Here is a 20950-nt window from a genome sequence, read left to right on the forward strand (position 1 = left end):
CATCGCCGCATCCGACGGACCATCCGTCCCCTCACCCGACCGAGCATCCTACAGAGCACCCGAAGGGTCGATAAACGCTACATCGCGCCGGGTTGCCAGGCATTGGTGATCCGGCGTGGCCGGCATCCGGGCGCGATCAGGATCACGTCGATCCGCTGGTCGTCGCCTGGACGCGCATAGCGCGGTGCGATGAGCCGTGCCGCATCTGCAACCCGTTGCAGACGCCGGGCATCGATAGCCGTCGCAAGATCAGCCCGAGACGCGCGCCATTTGACCTCGACGAAACACACGGTACGCCCCCGCCGCGCGACGAGATCGACCTCGCCGATCCGGGTCTTCACCCGGCGACCGACGATTCGCCAGCCGGTGAGCCACAGCCAGACCCCGGCGATCCATTCGCCCCGCCTTCCCCGCTGCTCTGCCCGGCGGCGCCGATCGCTCACTTGAGTTCCATCGCCCTTGCGTAAAGCACCTTGCGATCAAGGCCGGTTGCTTTCGCCACGGCGGCGGCGGCCTGCGATGCCTTGGCGGTGGAAAGCGCCTCTCGCAGCAGGGTATCGACATCAACCTCGCCCAGCGGTTCATCTCCGGGCGGGGCGATCAGCAGCACGATTTCCCCCTTGGGCGGGTGCGCGGCATAGTATTCCGACAGTTCCTGTGGAGAACCGCTACGGCATTCCTCGAACTTCTTGGTGAGTTCGCGCGCCACCGCAACCTCGCGCCCGGGCAGCACCGACGCGATCGCGCCAAGCGATGCATCGAGGCGCGGCGCGGTCTCATAGAAGATCAGGGTAGCCGGAACCTTCGCCAGTTCGGCCAGCATATCCTCGCGCGCCTTGGCCTTGTTGGGCAGGAACCCGGCGAACAGGAAGCGGTCGTTCGGCAGGCCCGACAGCGTCATCGCCACGACCGCCGCATTCGGCCCCGGCAGGCTGGTAACCGCGATTCCCCGCTCGCGCGCGGTACGCACAAGGCGATAGCCGGGGTCGGAGATAAGCGGCGTTCCGGCATCGCTGACAAGCGCCACCGGCTCTGCCTCCATCAAGGCCAGCAACCGTTCGCGATCGCCCTCGCCAGCGTGGTCGTCGTAGCGCAGCAGCTTCTTCTTCAAACCCAGGTGATGCAGCAGCTTGCCCGTCACGCGGGTGTCCTCGCAGGCGACTATGGAGACGCCCCGCAGGGTCTCCACCGCCCGCAGGGTAATGTCCCCCAGGTTGCCAATGGGGGTTGCGACTATGTAAAGGCCCGGCAAGAGTGTGTTTTCCATCGGCCGATCTCATGGCCCATAGATAGAGGGAGCGGCAAGCCAATGTTCGACGCCAGCGGGAATCGGCGCCTCAATCGCCGGAATCTTCTCGCCGCAGCGGCGATGGCCGTGCTCGCGGGTTGTACCGTAGTACCCAAGGCGCCCGTATCCGGCCCCGCGCCCGCCCCGACGCCCGCGCCTTCCCAAAGCGACATTCCCGTCGACACCGAACGGCATCGCGTGGCGCTGCTGGTTCCGGTGACCGGCGTGAACGCGGGGGTCGGCCAGGCGATCGCCAATGCCGCCAACATGGCCTTGCTCGATACGTCCGCGAAGAACCTGCGCGTAACCACCTATGACACCTCCGCCGGTGCGGCCGAGGCCACGCGCAAGGCCATCGCGGATGGAAACCAGCTGATTCTCGGCCCGCTGCTGTCGGATGATATCCCCACCGTGTCCGGCGTCGCGCGTGCGGCCAAGATCCCGGTCATCTCGTTCTCGAACGATGAGCAGGCGGCCAGCCGTGACGTGCTGATCATGGGCAACCTGCCCGGACAATCGGTGACCCGCACCGTGCAATATGCCCGCGCGCAGGGTATCTCCACCTTCGGCGCGCTGGTTCCGCGTGGCGATTACGGCGACCGGACCAGCGCCGCGCTGCTGGCGGCGGTGCGTTCCGGCGGCGGATCGGTCGTTGCCCTCGAACCTTATGAGCGCAGCGCCGCCTCCATCGCCTCCGCCGCGCAGCGTGTGAAGGCCAAGGGCGGTTTCGAGGCCCTGCTTATCGCCGACAGCGGATCGCTTTCAGTGCGCGCCGCCACTGCCTTCAAGGGTACGTCCAAGACCCCCGGCGTGCGCCTGCTGGGCACCGAACTGTGGAGCGGCGAGCGGGACGTCAACGCATCGGCCGCGCTGGCGGGCGCGTGGTACTCCACCGTTTCCGACCAGCGCTTCGCCCAGTTCTCCAAGAGCTACCGCGCCCGCTTCGGCGGCCAGCCGTTCCGCATTGCAACCCTTGGATACGATGCCGTGCTGCTGACCCTGCGGGTCGCGCGCGACTGGAAGCCGGGCACCCGCTTCCCCGCCGATACCCTGCGCGACACCAAGGCGTTTCCCGGCGGCTTCCTGGGCGTGGACGGCGCATTCCGCTTCACCAAGGGCGGCCTGATCGAACGCGCGCTGGAAGTGCGTGAGGTCGGCGCCGGCGCCACCAAGGTGGTCAGTCCGGCGCCCGTGAAGTTCGGCGAGTGACGGCCGAGGCTTCGGCAAGCTCAGCTTGAGGTTGCCGAAGCCTCTGCGCCACCCACCTTCCGTTCCCGATTTGAACCGGCCCTGCGGATAAAGCGCAAAGCCCCGCTTGCCGCCACGATTCCGCGCGTCCTATAGTGGCAGCCATGTCCGACGACCTCTTCGACAAGCTCCCCGCCGCTTCCGGCGAGTCCTATGACGGTTCCGCCATCGAGGTGCTGGAGGGTCTCGAACCTGTCCGCCGCCGCCCGGGCATGTACATCGGGGGCACCGACGAACGCGCGCTGCACCACCTTGCAGCCGAAGTTCTCGACAACGCGATGGACGAAGCCGTCGCCGGGCACGCCAACCGCATCGAAGTGACGCTGGAAGAGGAACCCGGAACCGCCGGTCGCCTCACCATCACCGATAACGGGCGCGGCATCCCGGTGGACGAACATCCCAAGTTTCCCGGCAAGTCGGCGCTGGAAGTGATCCTTTCCACCCTTCATTCAGGCGGCAAGTTCTCCGGCAAGGCCTATGCCACCTCGGGCGGTCTGCATGGCGTCGGCATCTCGGTGGTCAATGCATTGTCGGTCAAGACGCGCGTGGAAGTGGCGCGCAACAAGGAGCTTTACGCGCAGGAATTCTCACGCGGGGTAACCCTTGGCCCGATCCAGCGCGTGGGCGCGGCGCCCAACCGGCGCGGCACCGCCGTCACCTTCACGCCTGACACCGAGATCTTCGGCGACCAGAAGTTCAAGCCCGCACGGCTGTTCAAGCTGGTCCGGTCGAAGGCTTACCTGTTCGCAGGCGTGGAAATCCGCTGGAAGTGCTCACCCGCGCTTGCCGTGGACGGCGTTCCGGCGGAAGCAACCTTCCAGTTCCCCGGCGGTCTGGCCGACCACCTTGCCGAACAGATCGGCAGCCGCGAATGCGTGACCACACAGTTCTTCTCTGGCAGTCAGGACTTTCCCAAGGGCGAAGACGGTGCAGAACAGGGCCGCGTGGAATGGGCGATCGCCTGGCCGCTCTATTCTGACGGCAGCTATTCGTGGTACTGCAACACCATTCCGACGCCCGATGGCGGCACCCATGAACAGGGCCTTCGCGGCGCGCTGACCAAGGGCATCCGCGCCTTCGCCGATCTTGTCGGACAGGCCAAGAAGGCCAAGGACATCACGCCTGACGACGTGGTGACCGGCAGCGAAGTGATGCTTTCGGTCTTCATCCGCGACCCCCAGTTCCAAAGCCAGACGAAGGACCGCCTGACCTCGCCGGAGGCCGCGCGCATGGTCGAGGCGGCAGTGCGCGACCACTTCGACCACTTCCTCACCGACAACCTAGATCGCGGCAAGGCGCTGCTGGGCGCGGTGATGGAGCGCATGGATGAACGCCTGCGCCGCAAGGCAGAGCGAGAGGTCAAGCGCAAGACCGCCACCAACGCCCGCAAGCTGCGCCTTCCCGGCAAGCTGACCGACTGTTCGGGCGAAGGGCATGGCGAAACCGAACTGTTCATCGTCGAAGGCGATTCGGCAGGTGGCTCGGCCAAACAGGCGCGCGATCGCAAGACGCAGGCGATCCTGCCGATCCGCGGCAAGATCCTCAACGTTGCCAGCGCCACGGCGGACAAGATCCGCGCCAACCAGGAAATCGCCGACCTCGGCCTCGCGCTCGGCTGCGGCACCCGCAAGGACTGCAATGCGGACAACCTGCGCTACGACCGCATCGTCATCATGACCGACGCCGACGTGGACGGTGCGCATATCGCCACGCTGCTGATGACCTTCTTCTTCCAGGAAATGCCGGAAATCGTGCGGCGCGGACACCTCTACCTCGCCCAGCCGCCGCTCTATCGTCTGACCTCGGGCGCCACTTCGGCCTATGCCCGCGACGATGCGCATCGCGCGGAACTGGAAGCGACCAGGTTCAAGGGCAAGAAGGTCGAAGTCGGCCGCTTCAAGGGGCTTGGCGAAATGAACCCCGGCCAGTTGCGCGAAACCACGATGAGCCCGGAAACCCGTTCACTGATCCGCATCACGCTGCCGCAGGAGAATGAGGGGCGCTTTGCCGTCAAGGATCTGGTCGACAGGCTGATGGGCCGCAACCCGGAGCACCGCTTCAACTTCATCCAGAACCGTGCAGGCGACGTCGATCGGGAATTGATCGACGCCTGACGGACATCGGTTGACCTGTCCCCTGCCGCTCGTCAGCCTGTGGGGCGATGATGGCGAAGGGGCATTCCATGGTCGGGTTGCTGCGTGGTTTTCTGGGGCTAATGCTGGCGCTGGTTTTGGGGCTGGTTCTGGCGCTCGTTCCGGGCAGCGCTTCCGCGCAGGCCGAGGACGCTACGGAAGCGTTACTGCGCGATCGGGCTGATCAGGTCATCGCGGTAATGCAGGGCACGCGCGATCCGGCGCAGACTTTCGACGCCCGTTTCCTGAACGAAGTCCCGGCAGAGCGCCTACGTGCCCTCACCGCCCAGATCACCGCGCAGGGTGGTGCGGTCGAAGGTTATGCCGACTTCCGGCGGGAGCAGCAGCGCTCGGCAACATTCACCCTGAAGCTGGCCAATGCCACGGCGCCCGCCCGGATCGAACTGGGCGCCGGCGACCAGCCCCGCGTCGCAGGCTTTCGTATCTTTGCCGTAACGCCGCTTGCCGACAGTCTCGACGCGCTGGAAGCAGACTTCGCCGCCCTGCCCGGCACCGCAGGGTTCGCGCTCTACCGCCTTGGCGATGGCGCGCCCGCGCTTGTGAAGGGACGCAAGGCAACGGTGCCCTTCGCGGTGGGCTCCTCCTTCAAGCTATATGTGCTTGCCGCGCTGGCCCGGCAGGTGAACGAAGGCAAGCGGCGCTGGAGCGACGTGGTGCCGGTAGAGGGCAAGTCCTTCCCCGGCGGCACCATCCACACGCTGCCCGATGGAGCGCCCGTCACGCTTCACACCCTGGCCAGCCTGATGATCTCGATCAGCGACAATACCGCCACCGATATGCTGGTGCGGCTCGTCGGGCAGGACGCACTGGACCGCGAGGTTCGCCTTGCCGGGCATGCAAAGCCCGAGGCGCTGGCCCCGATGCTGACAACCGCGCAGCTCTTTGCCCTCAAGCGCGGCGGCGATGCGGTGACGCGGGACTATGCACGCGCCACACCGCAGGAACGCCAGCGCCGGCTCGACGCGCTCGACCTCTCTCGGATCGCCCAGGCCGATCCCGGAGAAGTCTTCGGTCATGGTCCTGTAGCGATCGAGCGGATCGAATGGTTCGCCTCCCCCGCCGACCTTGCCGGCGTGATGGACGACCTGCGCCGTCTCGACAGCCGGGAAGTGTTCGACATTCTTGGCATCAACCCGGCGATGGACGATGCCAGCGCCCGCGCACACGCCTATGTGGGCTACAAGGGCGGCTCGGAGGACGGCGTGATCAGCATGACCTGGCTCCTGCGCGATGCGGCAGGCACATGGTCGGTCGCGACCGGAAGCTGGAACGATGGCAAGGCGCCGGTCGACAACCAGCGCTTCGAACTGCTCATGCTGCGGCTGGCAAGGCTGGCGAGGCTGGCGCGCTGACCTTTCGCCACAGCACGAAGAACAAGAGACCCAGCACCGGCACCATGACCGGCAGGCCAAGGCTCAACGCCAGCGGCCGCGCGAAGGCCGGTCCGACGAAGGCCAGCAGGATCGCCAGCTTCTCCCAATCGTCAAAACCATCGCGCAGCCCCCTCCCCACCAGCCAGATCAGCGGGAACGCCAGCAGCACCATGTCATAATCGAGCACGAAGGGCGTCGCCAGCGGCGCTCCTGCAAGGGCAAGTGCGGCCAGTCCGGTGGTCCATCCTGCCCGCCAAGCCACCCGCGCCAGCACGGCGGCCACCGCCAGAATGACCAGTGCCTGCCCCGCGTAAGCCACCTCTGTCGTCGCGCCCAGCAACTTGAGCGCAGCGAAGGGGCTCACCATCTTGGCATAGCCGACAGCGCCCGCCGCCATGGCTTCCTGCGCGCGGCCACTGGCGGCCAGCCACCCGGCCCATACCTCCACGCCGAACAGCATGGCCGATGCCGTCGCCAGCAGCCCGGCGGTCAGGACGGCGGCAAGGATCGTGCGCCACTGCCCCGTCAGCAGCAGGACGATCGGCAGCAGCAAGCCGAACTGCGGTTTGATCGTCGCCAGCCCCAGCAGCACACCTGCCGCAACGGGACGCAGGGGCACCAGGCACAGCCCCGCCCCCAGCAACCCGGCAACGAGGAACGCCGTCTGACCATGCGTCACCACGATCGGCACTGCCGGAAACGCCAGGATCAGCAACCACAGCGGCACCGGCAACTTCGCCTCGTGCCACCAGACGCGCGTACTTGCGACATAGACCGTTGCCGTCGTCAGCAGCCACCCAGCCAGCGCCGGGAAGTAACCCATGCCTCCCAGCGGCCAGCAGAACGGCAGGAAGGACGGCGGGTAGAAGAACGCGGTATAGCCGCCCGCCGAGGCATAATACGCCCGCTGCGCAGCGATATGGGCCCCGCCGTCATAGATGTCGGCTCCTTCGCGCAGCATGTGCCCCGCCGTCCAGAAGCTGATGAAATCGCTGCCCAGCAGGAACCCGTTGCGATCGATACCGCCGTGCGAACCCGCCACCAGCCAGACCAGCATCCCCACGTTGAGCAGCGCCAGAATGCGCAGGTAGGCACGGCAACGCGCCGCGCCCAGCCAGTCCATCTTTCGCAGGAAATAGAGCCCCATGGGCGATGCTGTGCAACGCCCGATCAGGGAAGTCCATCGCCTCCCCGTCGTATCCGGAGCGATATTGCCTTGCTGCGCCGCACCACATAAGGCTTAATCAAACGGTTAAAGCGAGTGGGATAAGCCGATGCAGCGTTTCGAAGGCACCAGCAATTATGTCGCCACCGAAGACCTGAAGGTCGCGGTCAATGCCGCTGTGCTGTTGCGCCGCCCGCTGCTGGTCAAGGGAGAGCCCGGCACCGGCAAGACAGTGCTGGCCGAACAGATCGCACAGGCTCTGGACGCGCCGCTGATCACCTGGAACGTCAAGTCCACCACCAAGGCGCATCAGGGGCTTTACGAATATGACGCGGTAGCGCGCCTGCGGGACGGCCAGCTGGGCGATGCACGGGTCCATGATATCGGCAACTACATCCGCAAGGGCAAGCTGTGGGAGGCTTTCACCGCGCCGCGGCTGCCGGTGCTGCTGATCGACGAGATCGACAAGGCCGATATCGAATTTCCCAACGACCTTCTGGCCGAACTGGACCGCATGGCCTTCGACGTCTACGAGACGGGCGAACACGTCGCCGCGGTGGAACGGCCGATCGTGGTCATCACGTCCAACAACGAGAAGGACTTGCCCGACGCGTTCCTGCGCCGCTGCTTCTTCCACTACATCCGCTTCCCCGATCGCGAGACGATGGAAGCCATCGTCGATGTCCATTTCCCCGGCATACAGAAGGTGCTGGTGCGCAAGGCGATGGAGATCTTCTACGAACTGCGCGAAGTGCCCGGCCTCAAGAAGAAGCCATCAACCAGCGAACTGCTCGACTGGCTGAAGCTGCTGATGAACGAGGACATGCCGCTGGACGTGCTGCAGAGCAAGGACCCCGGCAAGGCCATTCCGCCGCTGCACGGCGCGCTGCTCAAGAACGAACAGGACGTGATGATGTTCGAAAGGCTGGCCTTCATGGCACGGGGCAATCGCTGAGATGACCGCGCTTCTCTACACCGGCCGCTGCAACTGCGGTGCGGTGACGGCAGAGATCACCGCAGAGCCGGTCGCCACGCGCCAGTGCTGGTGCCGTCAGTGCCAGAAGACGGCGGCGGGCGGCCCGACCAACAATGCGATGTTCCCGACCGATTCGGTGACGCTTTCGGGGGCGCGCGGTGAATTCGTCTATGTCGCCGCCAGCGGAAACACGCTGACGCAGGAGTTCTGCCTGTCCTGCGGCAGCCCGGTGCTTGGCCGGTCAAGCGCCCGTCCACAGTTCCGCACCATCCGCATCGGCATGCTGGAAGGCGATCATCGCCTGAGGCCCGCGATGGCGATCTGGACTGACGACGCGCCCGACTGGGCGATGATCGACCCGGCGCTGGAACGCTGGCCGCAGCAGCCGCCCGCGCCCATGCCCAAGCCCACATCGCAGGACTGAGCACAGGCATTCGGGCCATGACCACGGGGCCGACCACGCACACCCGCTTTGCCGCAATCCGCGCGCGGCTGGAAGAGTTCACGCCGCGTCCGGGCTGGCGCGCGTGGACCTACGAATTCGCGCTGTTCGGGTTCAAGCAGGGCTGGGCCTGCCTGTTCGGAGCACTTCTGCTGGCGCTGCTGCTGGGCACGCATCTGTTCTATCCAGAGGATGCGCCGCTTGCGCGATACGATTTCCTGACGATCAGCGCGCTGGCCATCCAGCTTGCCATGCTGGCGCTGCGACTGGAAACGCTGGAGGAAGCCAAGGTCATCCTTGCCTTCCATGCCGTCGGCACCGTGATGGAACTGTTCAAGACGGCGGTGGGATCATGGGAGTATCCGGAAGCGGCCATGTTGCGGATCGGCGGCGTGCCGCTGTTCTCGGGCTTCATGTACGCCGCCGTCGGCAGCTACATCGCGCGCGTCTGGCGGATTTTCGATTTCCGCTTCACCGGATACCCGCGCGAGTGGCTGTCGGTGGTGCTGGCCACGGCGATCTACGTCAATTTCTTTGCACACCACTGGCTGCCGGACATGCGGCTGATCCTCTTTGCCATGCTGGCGCTGTGCTTCGCCCGCACGCGCATCTGGTTTCGCGTCTGGCGCGAGGATCGCTGGATGCCGCTGCTGCTCGGCTGGTTCCTCGTCGCGCTGTTCATCTGGTTCGCAGAGAACCTTGCCACGTTCTCGCGCGCGTGGATCTACCCAAGTCAGCGCAGCGGCTGGGCGATGGTCCATTTCGGCAAGCTGGGAGCGTGGTATCTGTTGATGTACATTTCGTTCGTGCTGGTCGCGCTCGTTCATCGGCCCCGGATGCGGGCGGCGGTTCCGTCCGTTTCCTACACCGCGCACGATCGGTAGAATGCGCCGCATGACCCGCCTGCCCGCCCTCCCCGACCTGTCACCTTGCGGTCTTCCCAAAGGTCACACGGCCTTTTCGGAAACCCTCGGAAAACCGGGGGACTCACGGGTAAGGCGACACATTTTCACCCGTCGTTCCGTGTCAACCCGCAGCCGGAGCCCGCGATGTTCCTGAACTTCATCGACGAACTGCGCAGCGCCGGGATTCCCGCCTCGCTCAAAGAGCACCTGGTCCTGCTCGAAGCGCTCGACAAGGACGTGATCGAGCAGACGCCAGAGGCGTTCTACTACCTCAGCCGCGCCACGTTCGTGAAGGACGAGGGCCTGCTCGACCGTTTCGACCAGGTGTTCCGCAAGGTCTTCGAAGGCACCTTCAGCGACTACGGCCAGCAGCCGGTGGACATCCCCGAGGACTGGCTGAAAAAGCTGGCCGAACGCTATTTCACCGCCGAGGAGATGGAGGCGGTGAAGGCTCTCGGCTCGTGGGACGAGATCATGGAAACGCTCAAGAAGCGTCTGGAAGAACAGGAAAAGCGCCATCAGGGCGGCAACAAGTGGATCGGCACCAACGGCACGTCGCCGTTCGGCCATTCAGGTTACAACCCCGAAGGCGTGCGGATCGGCGGCGAAGGAAAGCAGGGCCGCGCAATCAAGGTCTGGGAAAAGCGCGAATTCGCCAACCTCGACAACAGCCGAGAACTAGGCACCCGCAACATCAAGGTGGCCCTGCGCCGCCTGCGCCGCTTCGCGCGTGAAGGCGCGGCAGAGGAACTTGACCTCGACGCCACGATCGCAGGCACGGCGAAACAGGGCTGGCTCGACGTGGTCATGCGCCCGGAGCGGCACAATGCAGTAAAAGTGCTGCTGTTCCTCGACGTGGGCGGTTCGATGGACCCGTTCATCCGGCTGGTGGAGGACCTGTTCAGCGCCGCCACCGCAGAGTTCAAGAACATGGAGTTCTTCTACTTCCACAACTGCCTTTACGAAGGCGTATGGAAGGACAACCGCCGCCGCTGGAGCCAGCGCACACCGACCTGGGACGTGCTCCACAAGTACGGCCACGACTACAAGGTGATTTTCGTCGGCGATGCGGCGATGAGCCCTTACGAAATCAGCCACCCCGGCGGCTCGGTAGAGCACATGAACGAGGAGGCGGGCGCGGTATGGCTGAACCGCGTGGTTCAGACATATCCGGCAACGGTCTGGCTGAACCCCTCCGCCGAACGGCAGTGGGGCTACTCCGGATCGACCCGGATGATCCGCGAGATCATGGGCGGGGCCATGTACCCACTTACGCTCGACGGCCTGGACGACGCGATGCGCGAACTGACGCGCAAGAAGGGCTGAAGCGTCAGTTCGCCTTCGGTTTGCGCGCGGCCATGTAAAGCCAGTCGCCCATGTTCAACATCGGCCCCAGCTTGGCCAGAGGAGCAAAGAGCGCCGCATAGGCCAGCCGCTTGGGCATTCGCGCCAGCGTCGCGGGGGTGCCGAAGGTATAGGCAAGGTCGATGTTGCAGTGGCGCACACCTTCGACGGAAAAGCCGGCCTGCCCGACCATGCGGGACAGCGTGGTCTGAGAGAACTGAAACAGATGATGCGGCGGTTCCGGATGAGGCCAGTAGTCCAGCCTGTTCGCCAGCGGCCGCGAAGCTCGGGGGAACAGCCCGTCGATGTTGGGGGTAGAGAGCACAAGCCATCCACCGGGCGCCAGAAGTTCAAAGGCCCGCGCAAGATCGGCCAGCGGATCAGGCACGTGTTCGATGACGTCGAATAGGGTGAGCACGTCACATGAACCGGCCTCAATGGTCGTATCGTGCAGCGTACCGCGCTCCACCGTCAGCCCGGTTCGGCGGCGGGCCTCGATCGCCGATTCTTCGGAGAACTCGATCCCGGAACAATCGAACCCTGCCTTCTGCGCAAGCAGAAGGAATTCCCCCGATGAACAGCCGACGTCGACAAGCCGCCCCTCTGTGACGAACCGCCGCGTAAATGTCAGGTGCCGCGCGGCGATCGCCGCCATGCGCCGCGATGCCGCGCTGTCGGGGTCATGCAGTTCGGAATGGTAATCGCTCTCCCCCGCGGAATAGAGCTTTCGCAGCCCTTCCGGATCGGGAGGATTCGAGACATAAGCCAGATCGCATCGAACGCACTGAACAAGATCAAACCCTTTGACCCTGAACAGGGGCTTCGTTCCTGCGCTGCCGCACATGTTGCAGTCGACCATGTTACCCCACATCTGCCCTACGCAAGACTTCGTAGGGCAGATCGATGGATGATCGGTTAACCGAACCCGATGAATGATTTCAGGGGTAAAGCAGCAGGTCAGCCACTTCTGAGCGCCATGCAGCCTCGTCCCGTGCAGTCAGGGCGTCGAGATCGTCCGGCAAGGCAGATGGATTGTCCACCCACTCTCGCAAGGCAGGACCACCATTGATGACGTCGATGGCCAGGCGTTCGAATTCATACTCGTAAGGGAAGTCGCGCCAGAGCGGATAGTCCGGATACAGGCGGCGGATTGCCTTGAATGCCAATGCCTGAAGGCGCCACGGCCGGAAAGCATGGTGATCATAGAACCCGCCTTCCGCGTGGATCATCAGGCCATTGCACAGCTTGCCGGCATGTTTGTGGAAGGTCGGCTCGAACCAGCATTCGCGGATCGCGCAACCTGCCAGCCATTCAGGGGCAAATGCCTGCATTTCGGCAAGGACAGCCTTCGCGTCGATATCCGGTGCGCCGAACAGGACTTCCAGAGGGCGGGTCGTGCCCCGGCCTTCGGACACCGTTGCGCCTTCGATCATCACCGTGCCGGCATAGGCACGCGCCATGTTGAGGTTTGCGGCATTCGGGCTCGGATTTATCCAGATCCGGTCCTGCGGCCAGCCATAGCCCGGCGCAGCTTCAGGCTCCCATCCTTCCATTGCGATCACGCGGTAGTCCACGTCGAGCCCGAAATGTCGGATGAACCAGTGCCCCATCTCGCCCAGGGTAAGCCCATGCCGCATCGGCATCGGCCCGGCGCCTACGAAGCTCTCTTGTCCCGGCAGCAGCGTTGTGCCTTCTACCGGGCGCCCCGCCGGGTTTGGGCGATCAAGCACCCAGACGCTTTTTCCCTGTGCCGATGCTTCCTGCAGCAGATAGAGTAATGTCGTCACGAAGGTGTAGATGCGACAGCCCAGATCCTGCAGATCAAACAGGAAGACATCTGCACTGTCCATCATCGCAGCCGTGGGCCGGCGGACTTCACCGTAAAGGCTGAACACCGGAATCCCGTAGACCGCATCCACTTCGTCCACGGTTTCGACCATGTTATCCTGTTTATCGCCCTTGAGCCCGTGCTGCGGACCGAAAGCGCTGGTGACGTTCACGCCTGCGGCGATCAGCGCATCAAGCGAATGCACCAGCCCCTCGGTGACCGAGGCCGGATGAGCGACAAGCGATACGCGCTTGCCATCAAGCGGGGTGCGCAGGGTGGGGTCCGCCAGCAGGCGGTCTATGCCGAACTTCATGGCGCGGTGGGTGCCGCAATGGTTGCGACGAAGCAAGCCGGATCGTGGAAGTCAGGCACGTCAGAACCGTGGACAAGCGACCAGTAGCTCTTACAGCCTCCCTGCTCCTCGATCACCGCCGTGAAACCGCAGCGCCATGGGGCTGCGGGCAGTCCCGCAACCGGAATTGCGGCATCGAAGATCGCCATGTCGGTGCCGAGCCGCAACGTGCAGTCTGGCTCGCGCGGCATTGCCCGCTCTGCCATTCCCTCGCGCCGACCTACGAAATCATAAACATTCCAGCGCTCCGACGGCGACAGGTTGATTTCGGTGTACGCTGCCGCTTTGACAGGTTGCAGGAACAGTTCGAAACACGTCGTCTGCCACAAGCCTTCCGCCCGGCCCCTTCCTGCGAAGGGCGGCACGACCAGTCGCCCCGCCCCCATGATCTTCCACCGCGCTCGCAGCCACTGCGAATCGTGGCCAATAATGCGCGCCTCCACGCTTCGAATGGCAAGTGGCGGGTGCGCCGGATGGAAATGGAGTTGGGTCATGGCCACTCGCTATGCGCTGGAATGCCGGTGTGGCAATGAGGTTTTGGCGATCTGCGCCATCCCGTGCTAGGCGCGCGCTTCCCTCAAACCGAAGCGGAACCGATGACCTACAATTCGACCCTGCTACGCCTCCTTGAAGAGCGAGGCTACATCCACCAGCTGACCGACGCCGAGGGCCTTGATGCCATGGCCGCCAAGCAGGTGGTGCCGGGGTATATCGGCTTCGACCCGACGGCGCCTTCGCTGCACGTCGGGCACCTCGTATCGATCATGATGCTGCGCCAGTTGCAGCGCGCCGGGCACAAGCCCATCGTCGTTATGGGCGGCGGCACCGGCAAGATCGGCGATCCCAGCTTCAAGGATGAAGCGCGCAAGCTGCTGACCGAGGATCTGATCAAGGAGAACGTCGCCTCCATCCGCCGTGTCTTCGAACGCTTCCTGACGTTTGGCGACGGACCAAGCGACGCGATCATGGTCGACAATGCGGAGTGGCTCGACAAGCTGGAATACATCCCCTTCCTGCGGGATATCGGCCAGCATTTCTCGATCAACCGCATGCTCAGCTTCGATTCCGTGAAGCTGCGCCTTGATCGCGAACAGTCGCTGAGCTTCCTTGAATTCAATTACATGATCCTGCAGGCATACGACTTCCTTGAATTGTCGCGCCGCGCCGGATGCCGCCTTCAGATGGGTGGGTCCGATCAGTGGGGCAACATCGTCAACGGCGTCGAACTTGCCCGCCGTGTCGATGGCACCCAGGTCTTCGGCCTGACGACGCCGCTGCTCACCAATGCCGATGGCACCAAGATGGGCAAGACGGTGGGCGGTGCGGTCTGGCTCAACGAAGACCAGTTGCCGCACTTCGATTACTGGCAGTTCTGGCGCAACACCGATGACCGCGATGTCGGCAAGCGTCTGCGCCTGTTCACCGACCTGCCGCTGGACGAGATCGAGCGCCTTGAAGCCCTTCAGGGTAACGAGATCAACGCGGCCAAGGTCGTCCTCGCCAACGAAGCGACGCGCCTTTGCCGCGGCGAGGAAGCGTCGAAATCGGCGGAGGCCACCGCGCAGGCAACCTTTGCGGGCGGCGGCATGGGTGGTGATCTGCCAACCATCGAAGTTAATGCCGAAGGCATCCGCCTTGGTGCCGCGTGCACGGCTCTTGGCTTTGTTGCTTCGAACGGTGAGGCCAAGCGCAAGATTGCCGAAGGCGCCGTGCGTCTTGACGATGTGGCGATGGACGACCCGGCGCTGTTGATCGTGCTGGCCGCCGGAGAAACCCGCAAGCTCAGCGTCGGCAAGAAGAAACACGGCGTCATTAAAGGTATATAACAATCAATCCGCCGGCCTCACTAAGCCGGGGTCGGCGGAATTAACTCCTTGTTTGCCATTTTGCCGTAGAGTTACTCGACCGCAAAGAGCAAAGGCATGAAACCATGAGTGCAGGAGCGCAGCTCACTGTAACCGACAAACGGCGCGCCACGCGTCACCCGGTCGATTACGCCGTGATCGCCGAGCACCGCCAGTTGGGCGATCTCGAACTGCACATCGTCAATATCTCGGCACAGGGCTTCATGGTTCAGGGCGACATCACGCTTGAACGCGGTGAGCGTCTTGTGATGCGGTTGCCTGTCGTCGGGCGGATCGAGGCCCACATGATCTGGACGCATGAAGGCCGCGCCGGTTTTCAGTTCGAACGCATCATTCGTATCGATGATTTCCTGAAGCTGGTCGATACCCTGCAGCCCAATCCGCGCCTGCGGCCGCGTCGCTAACGGGCATATTGTATCACTATATTGCCAGACAAAGACAATTCGTCTCGCATCCCGCAAGACTATTGATACAGTATAACATTACAAATAGCGGATGCCCCATGAGCAATCGCCCTTCTCGAATCGCCTTGCTGGCTTGCGCCGGCGTTCTGACCACCATCAGCTCAGCCGCGCTTTCATCTCATGCCCATGCACAGGACGCCGGCTCGACGCCGCGCCCCGTGGACGTCACCGATGCTGCTCACGCGCGGCCGCATGACGGTGATAAGTCCGGCGACATCGTCGTCGTCGGTCACCCGCCGACGGATTACGGCCTGCTGGCTGCGACGGCCAGTATCGCAGGTGACGCGCTTGTGGCCCAGACGCGTGGACAGATCGGCGAAATCCTGAATACGCTGCCTGGCGTTTCCTCCACCAGTTTCTCGCCCGGTGCATCGCGACCCGTTCTGCGCGGCTTCAGCGGCGACCGCGTCAGCGTTCTGACTGACGGCATCGGATCGCTCGATGCGTCGAACGTTTCGGTCGACCATGCCGTTGTCTTCGATCCGCTGACCGTCGATCATATCGACGTGTTCCACGGCCCCTCGGTCCTGCTTTACGGCGGCAATGCGATCGGTGGTGCAGTCAACGCGATCGACAAGCGCATTCCCCGGCAGGTGCCCGATCGCATCACCGCGACCGGCATCGGCAGTTACGCCACTGCTGCCGACGAGCGCGCACTGAGCGGTGCCATCGAGGCGCCGTTGGGCGATCGCTTCGTTGCTCACGTCGATGCATCGTGGCGCAAGGCCGACGATCTGCGCATCGGCGGCAACGTCTACTCCAGCGCACTGCGCGGAGATATGCTCCACGCCGCCGAGCACCTTCGGGAAGATGGCGAGGAAGCAGAGGCGGTCGAACTGGAAACACAGGCCGGTGCGCGCAAACGCCTGGCCAACTCCGCCGCCCGCACCAAGACCATCGGCGCCGGGATTGCCTTCATCGATGCGGGGGGAAGTCTGGGCATCTCGTACCAGCACTACGACACCAAATATGGCGTACCTTCCCGCCCCGAAACCGGCCACGGACATGGCCATGATCACGAGGAGGAGGAAGAAGAAGAAGGGCACGCGCACGAACATGGCGATGTCACCATCGGTCTGAAGCAGGATCGTTTCGACCTGCGCGGCGAACTCAAGCTGTCAGGTCTGTTCGAAAGCGTTCAGGTGCGCGGCGCCTATGCCGATTACGAGCACACCGAGTTCGAAGGTGACGAGGTCGGCACCGTGTTCGAGGGCGAAGGCCTGGAAACCCGCCTCGATCTCGTTCAGGCGAACAACGGCGGCTGGCGCGGGCGCAGCGGCGTGCAATACCTTTGGCGCTCCCTGACGGTCACCGGCCCCGAAGCGGTCGTGCCCGATTACGAGATCGACCGGATCGGCTTCTTCACCCTGCAATCGCTCGATATCGGTTCCGGCATCACCTTCGACGCATCGGGCCGCTACGACAGCTCCAGCATCCGTTCGCGCGGTGCCGGGTTCGACAAGGGCTTTGATCTGTGGTCGGGCGCTTTCGGTGCCAGCTGGAAGTCGGGCGCCGGGTTCAGCGTGGGTGCGAATTTCATCCATGGCGAACGTGCCCCGTCCCCGGAAGAGCTGCTCAGCGATGGTATCCACATCGCCACCCAGTCCTACGAACTGGGCGACGCCACGCTTGGCAAGGAAAAGAGCAACGGCTTCGAGGCGTACCTGCGCTACAATACCCCGGTCTTCGATTTTGCCCTGACCGGCTACCTCACCGATTTCGACAACTACATAGCCCCGCTTGCCACCGGAGCCGAGCAGGAAGGGCAGCCAGTCTACCAGTACACGGGCGTTGAGGCGCGCTTCAAGGGCTTCGAGGCTTCGGGCAGCGTCCGCGCAGCCGCGTGGGACAGCGGAGAACTGCGCTTCGATGCCGCAGCCGATTACACGCATGCCCAGATCAAGGGCTACGGCCCTGTTCCGCGTATCCCGCCGCTGCGCGTCCGGGGCGGCAGCGCCGTAACTCTTGGAGAAGTGCGGGTCCGCGGCGAAGTCGAATGGAACGCCAGGCAGGACCGCGTCGGCGATTACGAAAACCCGACCGATGCCTTCACGCTGGTGAACCTCAGCGCCGACTGGCATCCGCTTGGCGATGCAGGGCCGGTCACGCTGATGCTTTCGGCGAACAACCTGTTCGATGTGATCGGCCGCCGTTCCACCTCGTTCACCAGCGACTTCGTGCCCATTGCCGGACGCGACGTTCGCCTGACGGCCAAGTTCACCTATTAAGAAAATCAAGCTGACCCTATCTTGGCAAGGGGAGGCCGCGCTGCCATTCAGCATCGCGTGAGTCTCCCCCATCCTTCTCCCGACGGCGGTCCAAGTTCGCCGCTCCAGATCGCCGATTATCGCAAGTTCTGGCTGGCGCGCTTCTTCGCCGTGCTGGCGACGACCGGGACAGTGGTGATCATCGGCTACCAGCTCTACGATGTCGCCCGCACCGATTATGGAATGTCCATCACGCAGGCGTCGTTCCAGCTGGGCCTGCTTGGCTTCGCGCAGTTCCTTCCGGTGTTTCTGCTGACCCCGGTTGCGGGCGTAGTCGCCGACCGCTTCGATCGCCGCAAGGTTGCGGGTACTGCCGCCCTGCTGGACATGTGCGTTGCGCTTGGCCTTGGCATCACCACGACCCTTGAACTGCGCAGCCTGCCGGTGCTTTATACCTTCGCGGTACTGCACGGCATGGTGCGCGTGTTCATCAGCCCGTCGATGTCCGCCATCGCGCCCAACATCGTGCCCCCACAACTTATTCCGCGCGCGATCGGCTTCAACTCCATCGCCATGCAGGCCGGCACGATCATCGGCCCGGCCGCCTACGGCTTCATGTTCGCCGCCCATCACGCCCTGCCCTACTGGTGTTCGGCGCTGTTCACGCTGGGAGCCTCGATCTCGATCCAGGCGATCCGCCACTTGCCCGCCATCGCGCGCGACCCGGCCAAGGCCCACCCGATCCGCCAGATCGTGGAGGGTTTCAGGTTTGTGTGGGGCGAGCGCTTCCTGTTCGGCTGCATCACGCTGGACCTCTTCGCCGTCCTGCTTGGCGGGGCGACAGCGCTGATGCCGGTCTTCGCCCGCGATCTTTTGCATGTCGGCCCCGAAGGGCTTGGCCAGATGCGCGCGGCAACGGCAGCGGGCGCGGCGATCGTGGCGTTCTGGCTTTCGTTCCGGCCGCTCGCCTCCAACGTCGGCGTCAAGATGCTTGCCGCCGTTGTCGCTTATGGAGCGGCGACGATCGGCTTTGGCCTCTCGCGCCATTTCCTGCTGTCGCTCGTCTGCCTAGCGTTGCTGGGCGCGGCCGACATGATATCCGTGTTCATCCGTAGCTCGCTTGTCCAGCTGCGCACGCCCGACACCGTGCGCGGCCGCGTCTCCGCCATTTCCGGCCTTGCCGTGTCCGCATCGAACGAACTGGGTGAATTCCAGTCCGGCTTTGCCGCGGCGCTGCTCGGCGCGACCGGAGCGGTTGTCTTCGGCGGCAGCGCTGCCATAGTCATCACCCTTGCCTGGGCCTGGCTGTTCCCGGAACTGCGCCGGGCCCGTACCTTCGAAGCCCGTTGGGAGCAGTAATCATGAAGGCTGAAAGCATCCTCGCCACGATCGGCGACACCCCGCACATCCGCCTGTCCCGCCTGTTTCCGGACCATGAAGTCTGGGTGAAGGCGGAACGTTCCAACCCCGGCGGCTCGATCAAGGACCGCATCGGCCTTGCCATGATCGAAGCGGCAGAGGCTGACAGCAGCCTCAAGCCCGGCGGCACCATCATCGAGCCAACTTCGGGCAATACCGGCATCGGCCTTGCGATGGCCGCGGCGGTCAAGGGCTATACCCTGATCCTTGTCATGCCGGAATCGATGTCGGTGGAACGCCGCCGCCTGATGCTGGCCTACGGTGCGAAGTTCGACCTGACCCCGCGCGAAAAGGGCATGAAAGGCGCGATCGAGCGCGCCAAGGAGCTGATCGAGGCGACCCCTGGTGCGTGGATGCCCCAGCAGTTCGACAATCCCGCCAACGTCGCCGTCCATGTGAAGACGACCGCACAGGAAATCCTCAAGGACTTCGCGGACGAGCCGATCGACGTGCTCGTCACCGGCGTCGGCACCGGCGGCCATCTCACCGGCTGCGCAGAGACGCTGAAGGCCGCCTGGCCAACGATGAAGGCCTATGCCGTCGAGCCGACGCTCTCCCCGGTAATCTCGGGCGGCCAGCCCGGTCCCCACCCGATCCAGGGCATCGGCGCCGGCTTCATTCCGGGCAACCTGCATACCCAGTCGATCGACGGCGCCATCCAGGTCGATCCCGCCGATGCCAAGGAATGGGCGCGCCGCTGCGCTACCGAAGAGGGCATGCTGGTGGGGATCAGCTCGGGCGCCACGCTGGCCGCGATCGCCCAGAAGCTGAACGATCTGCCCGCCGGCAGCCGCGTTCTGGGCTTCAACTACGATACCGGCGAACGGTATCTTTCGGTGCCCGATTTCCTTCCCGAGTAACCCGACCTTCAAGCAAGCGAGATACTATGACTGCCCCTCAACCAAGCCTTGAGCCCGTCGCCTATTCGCATGCCGGGGTGGAACTCACCGGCTGGCTGGCGCGCCCGGAAGGCACGCCGCGCGCGGCCGTTGCCCTGTTCCCGACGATCGCCAACGTGATCCCGCTGATGGAAGAGCGCGCAAGGCGCCTTGCCGCAGAGGGCTATCTGGTGATGATCACCGACTTCTACGGAGAACCGATCGAGAGCTTCGAAGCCTCGTTCCCCTTCGCCGAAAAGCTGCGCGCCGATAATGCCTATTACCGCGCACGGATCATTGCCGGGATCGAGGCCCTGCGCGGTATTGCCGATGGCCTGAAGGTCTTCGCCATCGGCCACTGCATGGGCGGCCAGGCCGTTCTGGAAGCGGCGCGCGCGGGTGAGGATCTGGCGGGCGTCGTCAGTTTCCATGGCACCCTGCCCACCACTGCCCCGGCCCAGCCCGGCGGCATCAAGCCGCGCATCCTCGTCTGCCACGGCGATGCCGATCCGCTCGTCCCGCGCGAACATGTGGTGGCGTTCTGGGAAGAGATGGATGCGGCGGGCGCCAACTGGCACTTCCACAGCTACGGCAACGTGAAGCACGGCTTCACCGACCCCCACAGCCCCGACAAGGGCATGGCCTTCCTCGACTACAACGTCAGCGCCGATCGCCAGTCATGGGCGTCGATGCTGGCCTTCTTCGACGAAATCCTGAGCTGAGCCATCCGGCGCCGATAGCAAAAAGCCTCCCCGAGTTGATCTCGGGGAGGCTTTTTTTTGCAGCGCATACGCCATTGCCCGCTGGCGAGTGCGGGCCATTACGCCGGGGGAAGGCAACGCAATCCGAAAGTAAAATCGGGTCGGCGTCGGGAGCGTCCACGCAGGGACGCGGGGGGGTATGTTCCGCGGCTCAGGCGAATGGCCGGGTAGCAGCGGGCAGCCCGGCTCGACCAGCATTCCATCGAACTCGTCCCGTATGGCCGACGTCAGGGTTCGCGTCTTGGGCGGCCATGGGTCATCCGGGATAGGACATCCGATGTC

19 protein-coding genes are annotated in these 20950 nt (G+C 64.3%); 13 read left to right on the plus strand and 6 right to left on the minus strand.

From position 1 onward, the window contains the following. Window positions 1-77: 77 nt before the first annotated feature. Window positions 78-443 (minus strand): YraN family protein, encoded by a 366-nt coding sequence (locus tag A8V01_RS11040; RefSeq protein ID WP_103095899.1) that lies wholly within the window; start codon window positions 441-443, stop codon window positions 78-80. Further along, window positions 440-1267, minus strand: coding sequence for a 16S rRNA (cytidine(1402)-2'-O)-methyltransferase (gene rsmI, locus A8V01_RS11045; RefSeq protein ID WP_103095900.1), 828 nt, complete (start codon window positions 1265-1267; stop codon window positions 440-442). The genes A8V01_RS11040 and rsmI overlap by 4 nt, the downstream gene beginning before the upstream one ends. Before the next feature lie 42 nt (window positions 1268-1309). On the opposite strand from rsmI, the gene A8V01_RS11050 reads away from it, so the two are divergent. The 3 genes from A8V01_RS11050 to A8V01_RS11060 all read left to right on the plus strand — a co-directional run bounded on the left by A8V01_RS11050 (window position 1310) and on the right by A8V01_RS11060 (window position 6041). Beyond that, window positions 1310-2497 (plus strand): penicillin-binding protein activator, encoded by a 1188-nt coding sequence (locus A8V01_RS11050; RefSeq protein ID WP_103095901.1) that lies wholly within the window; start codon window positions 1310-1312, stop codon window positions 2495-2497. A gap of 143 nt (window positions 2498-2640) precedes the next feature. Next, the gene (gene parE / locus A8V01_RS11055) at window positions 2641-4650 is read left to right on the plus strand and encodes a DNA topoisomerase IV subunit B (protein ID WP_103095902.1); all 2010 of its coding nucleotides are present in this window, start codon (window positions 2641-2643) and stop codon (window positions 4648-4650) included. A 68-nt stretch (window positions 4651-4718) separates the two neighbouring features. Further along, a complete protein-coding gene (locus A8V01_RS11060) occupies window positions 4719-6041 on the plus strand; it encodes a serine hydrolase (RefSeq protein ID WP_170065894.1) in 1323 nt (440 codons plus the stop codon). On the opposite strand, the gene A8V01_RS11065 is transcribed toward A8V01_RS11060, so the two are convergent. Beyond that, window positions 6001-7209, minus strand: coding sequence for a glycosyltransferase family 87 protein (locus A8V01_RS11065; protein WP_103095904.1), 1209 nt, complete (start codon window positions 7207-7209; stop codon window positions 6001-6003). The genes A8V01_RS11060 and A8V01_RS11065 overlap by 41 nt on opposite strands. A 127-nt stretch (window positions 7210-7336) precedes the next feature. On the opposite strand from A8V01_RS11065, the gene A8V01_RS11070 reads away from it, so the two are divergent. From A8V01_RS11070 to A8V01_RS11085, 4 genes are all read left to right on the plus strand, one after another. Then, window positions 7337-8182 (plus strand): AAA family ATPase, encoded by an 846-nt coding sequence (locus tag A8V01_RS11070; protein WP_103095905.1) that lies wholly within the window; start codon window positions 7337-7339, stop codon window positions 8180-8182. Between the two features lies 1 nt (window position 8183). Further along, on the plus strand, window positions 8184-8627 hold the full coding sequence (locus A8V01_RS11075; protein ID WP_103095906.1) for a GFA family protein: 444 nt from the start codon (window positions 8184-8186) through the stop codon (window positions 8625-8627). 17 nt (window positions 8628-8644) lie between these two features. Further along, a complete protein-coding gene (locus A8V01_RS11080; protein WP_103095907.1) occupies window positions 8645-9529 on the plus strand; it encodes a DUF817 domain-containing protein in 885 nt (294 codons plus the stop codon). A 165-nt stretch (window positions 9530-9694) separates the two neighbouring features. After that, a complete protein-coding gene (locus A8V01_RS11085; RefSeq protein WP_103095908.1) occupies window positions 9695-10876 on the plus strand; it encodes a vWA domain-containing protein in 1182 nt (393 codons plus the stop codon). A gap of 4 nt (window positions 10877-10880) precedes the next feature. Here A8V01_RS11085 and A8V01_RS11090 read toward each other — a convergent pair whose 3' ends face one another. The 3 genes from A8V01_RS11090 to A8V01_RS11100 form a co-directional block, all read right to left on the minus strand. Beyond that, window positions 10881-11753: a class I SAM-dependent methyltransferase gene (locus A8V01_RS11090; protein ID WP_170065895.1), complete on the minus strand. Its 873-nt coding sequence runs from the start codon at window positions 11751-11753 to the stop codon at window positions 10881-10883. Between the two features lie 79 nt (window positions 11754-11832). After that, window positions 11833-13035 (minus strand): exo-beta-N-acetylmuramidase NamZ family protein, encoded by a 1203-nt coding sequence (locus A8V01_RS11095; RefSeq protein WP_103095910.1) that lies wholly within the window; start codon window positions 13033-13035, stop codon window positions 11833-11835. Next, on the minus strand, window positions 13032-13568 hold the full coding sequence (locus tag A8V01_RS11100; RefSeq protein WP_103095911.1) for a DOMON-like domain-containing protein: 537 nt from the start codon (window positions 13566-13568) through the stop codon (window positions 13032-13034). Before A8V01_RS11100 ends, A8V01_RS11095 begins: the two co-directional genes overlap by 4 nt. A 102-nt stretch (window positions 13569-13670) precedes the next feature. Here A8V01_RS11100 and tyrS point away from each other — a divergent pair, with 102 nt between their 5' ends. The 6 genes from tyrS to A8V01_RS11130 all read left to right on the plus strand — a co-directional run bounded on the left by tyrS (window position 13671) and on the right by A8V01_RS11130 (window position 20629). Then, window positions 13671-14900: a tyrosine--tRNA ligase gene (gene tyrS, locus A8V01_RS11105; protein ID WP_103095912.1), complete on the plus strand. Its 1230-nt coding sequence runs from the start codon at window positions 13671-13673 to the stop codon at window positions 14898-14900. Window positions 14901-15004: 104 nt separating this feature from the next. Beyond that, on the plus strand, window positions 15005-15343 hold the full coding sequence (locus A8V01_RS11110; protein ID WP_103095913.1) for a PilZ domain-containing protein: 339 nt from the start codon (window positions 15005-15007) through the stop codon (window positions 15341-15343). A 98-nt stretch (window positions 15344-15441) separates the two neighbouring features. Next, on the plus strand, window positions 15442-17631 hold the full coding sequence (locus A8V01_RS11115; RefSeq protein ID WP_103095914.1) for a TonB-dependent receptor: 2190 nt from the start codon (window positions 15442-15444) through the stop codon (window positions 17629-17631). A gap of 57 nt (window positions 17632-17688) precedes the next feature. Then, on the plus strand, window positions 17689-18969 hold the full coding sequence (locus tag A8V01_RS11120; protein ID WP_245892423.1) for an MFS transporter: 1281 nt from the start codon (window positions 17689-17691) through the stop codon (window positions 18967-18969). A gap of 2 nt (window positions 18970-18971) precedes the next feature. Beyond that, a complete protein-coding gene (gene cysK / locus A8V01_RS11125; protein WP_103095916.1) occupies window positions 18972-19889 on the plus strand; it encodes a cysteine synthase A in 918 nt (305 codons plus the stop codon). Window positions 19890-19915: 26 nt separating this feature from the next. Continuing rightward, window positions 19916-20629, plus strand: a complete 714-nt coding sequence (locus tag A8V01_RS11130) for a dienelactone hydrolase family protein (protein WP_103095917.1) — start codon at window positions 19916-19918, stop codon at window positions 20627-20629. Window positions 20630-20950: the final 321 nt, after the last annotated feature.

It is taken from the genome of Novosphingobium guangzhouense, from assembly GCF_002896965.1.
GTDB lineage: Bacteria > Pseudomonadota > Alphaproteobacteria > Sphingomonadales > Sphingomonadaceae > Novosphingobium > Novosphingobium guangzhouense.

Bases quoted from the DNA above. Each gene is read 5' to 3' on its own strand.
- A8V01_RS11065 (WP_103095904.1), bottom strand. From the start codon at position 7,209: ATGGGGCTCTATTTCCTGCGAAAGATGGACTGGCTGGGCGCGGCGCGT.
- A8V01_RS11090 (WP_170065895.1), bottom strand. From the start codon at position 11,753: ATGGTCGACTGCAACATGTGCGGCAGCGCAGGAACGAAGCCCCTGTTC.
- A8V01_RS11070 (WP_103095905.1), top strand. From the start codon at position 7,337: ATGCAGCGTTTCGAAGGCACCAGCAATTATGTCGCCACCGAAGACCTG.
- A8V01_RS11050 (WP_103095901.1), top strand. From the start codon at position 1,310: ATGTTCGACGCCAGCGGGAATCGGCGCCTCAATCGCCGGAATCTTCTC.
- A8V01_RS11085 (WP_103095908.1), top strand. From the start codon at position 9,695: ATGTTCCTGAACTTCATCGACGAACTGCGCAGCGCCGGGATTCCCGCC.
- A8V01_RS11130 (WP_103095917.1), top strand. From the start codon at position 19,916: ATGACTGCCCCTCAACCAAGCCTTGAGCCCGTCGCCTATTCGCATGCC.
- cysK (WP_103095916.1), top strand. From the start codon at position 18,972: ATGAAGGCTGAAAGCATCCTCGCCACGATCGGCGACACCCCGCACATC.
- rsmI (WP_103095900.1), bottom strand. From the start codon at position 1,267: ATGGAAAACACACTCTTGCCGGGCCTTTACATAGTCGCAACCCCCATT.
- A8V01_RS11100 (WP_103095911.1), bottom strand. From the start codon at position 13,568: ATGACCCAACTCCATTTCCATCCGGCGCACCCGCCACTTGCCATTCGA.
- tyrS (WP_103095912.1), top strand. From the start codon at position 13,671: ATGACCTACAATTCGACCCTGCTACGCCTCCTTGAAGAGCGAGGCTAC.
- A8V01_RS11060 (WP_170065894.1), top strand. From the start codon at position 4,719: ATGGTCGGGTTGCTGCGTGGTTTTCTGGGGCTAATGCTGGCGCTGGTT.
- A8V01_RS11095 (WP_103095910.1), bottom strand. From the start codon at position 13,035: ATGAAGTTCGGCATAGACCGCCTGCTGGCGGACCCCACCCTGCGCACC.
- parE (WP_103095902.1), top strand. From the start codon at position 2,641: ATGTCCGACGACCTCTTCGACAAGCTCCCCGCCGCTTCCGGCGAGTCC.
- A8V01_RS11110 (WP_103095913.1), top strand. From the start codon at position 15,005: ATGAGTGCAGGAGCGCAGCTCACTGTAACCGACAAACGGCGCGCCACG.
- A8V01_RS11080 (WP_103095907.1), top strand. From the start codon at position 8,645: ATGACCACGGGGCCGACCACGCACACCCGCTTTGCCGCAATCCGCGCG.
- A8V01_RS11115 (WP_103095914.1), top strand. From the start codon at position 15,442: ATGAGCAATCGCCCTTCTCGAATCGCCTTGCTGGCTTGCGCCGGCGTT.
- A8V01_RS11075 (WP_103095906.1), top strand. From the start codon at position 8,184: ATGACCGCGCTTCTCTACACCGGCCGCTGCAACTGCGGTGCGGTGACG.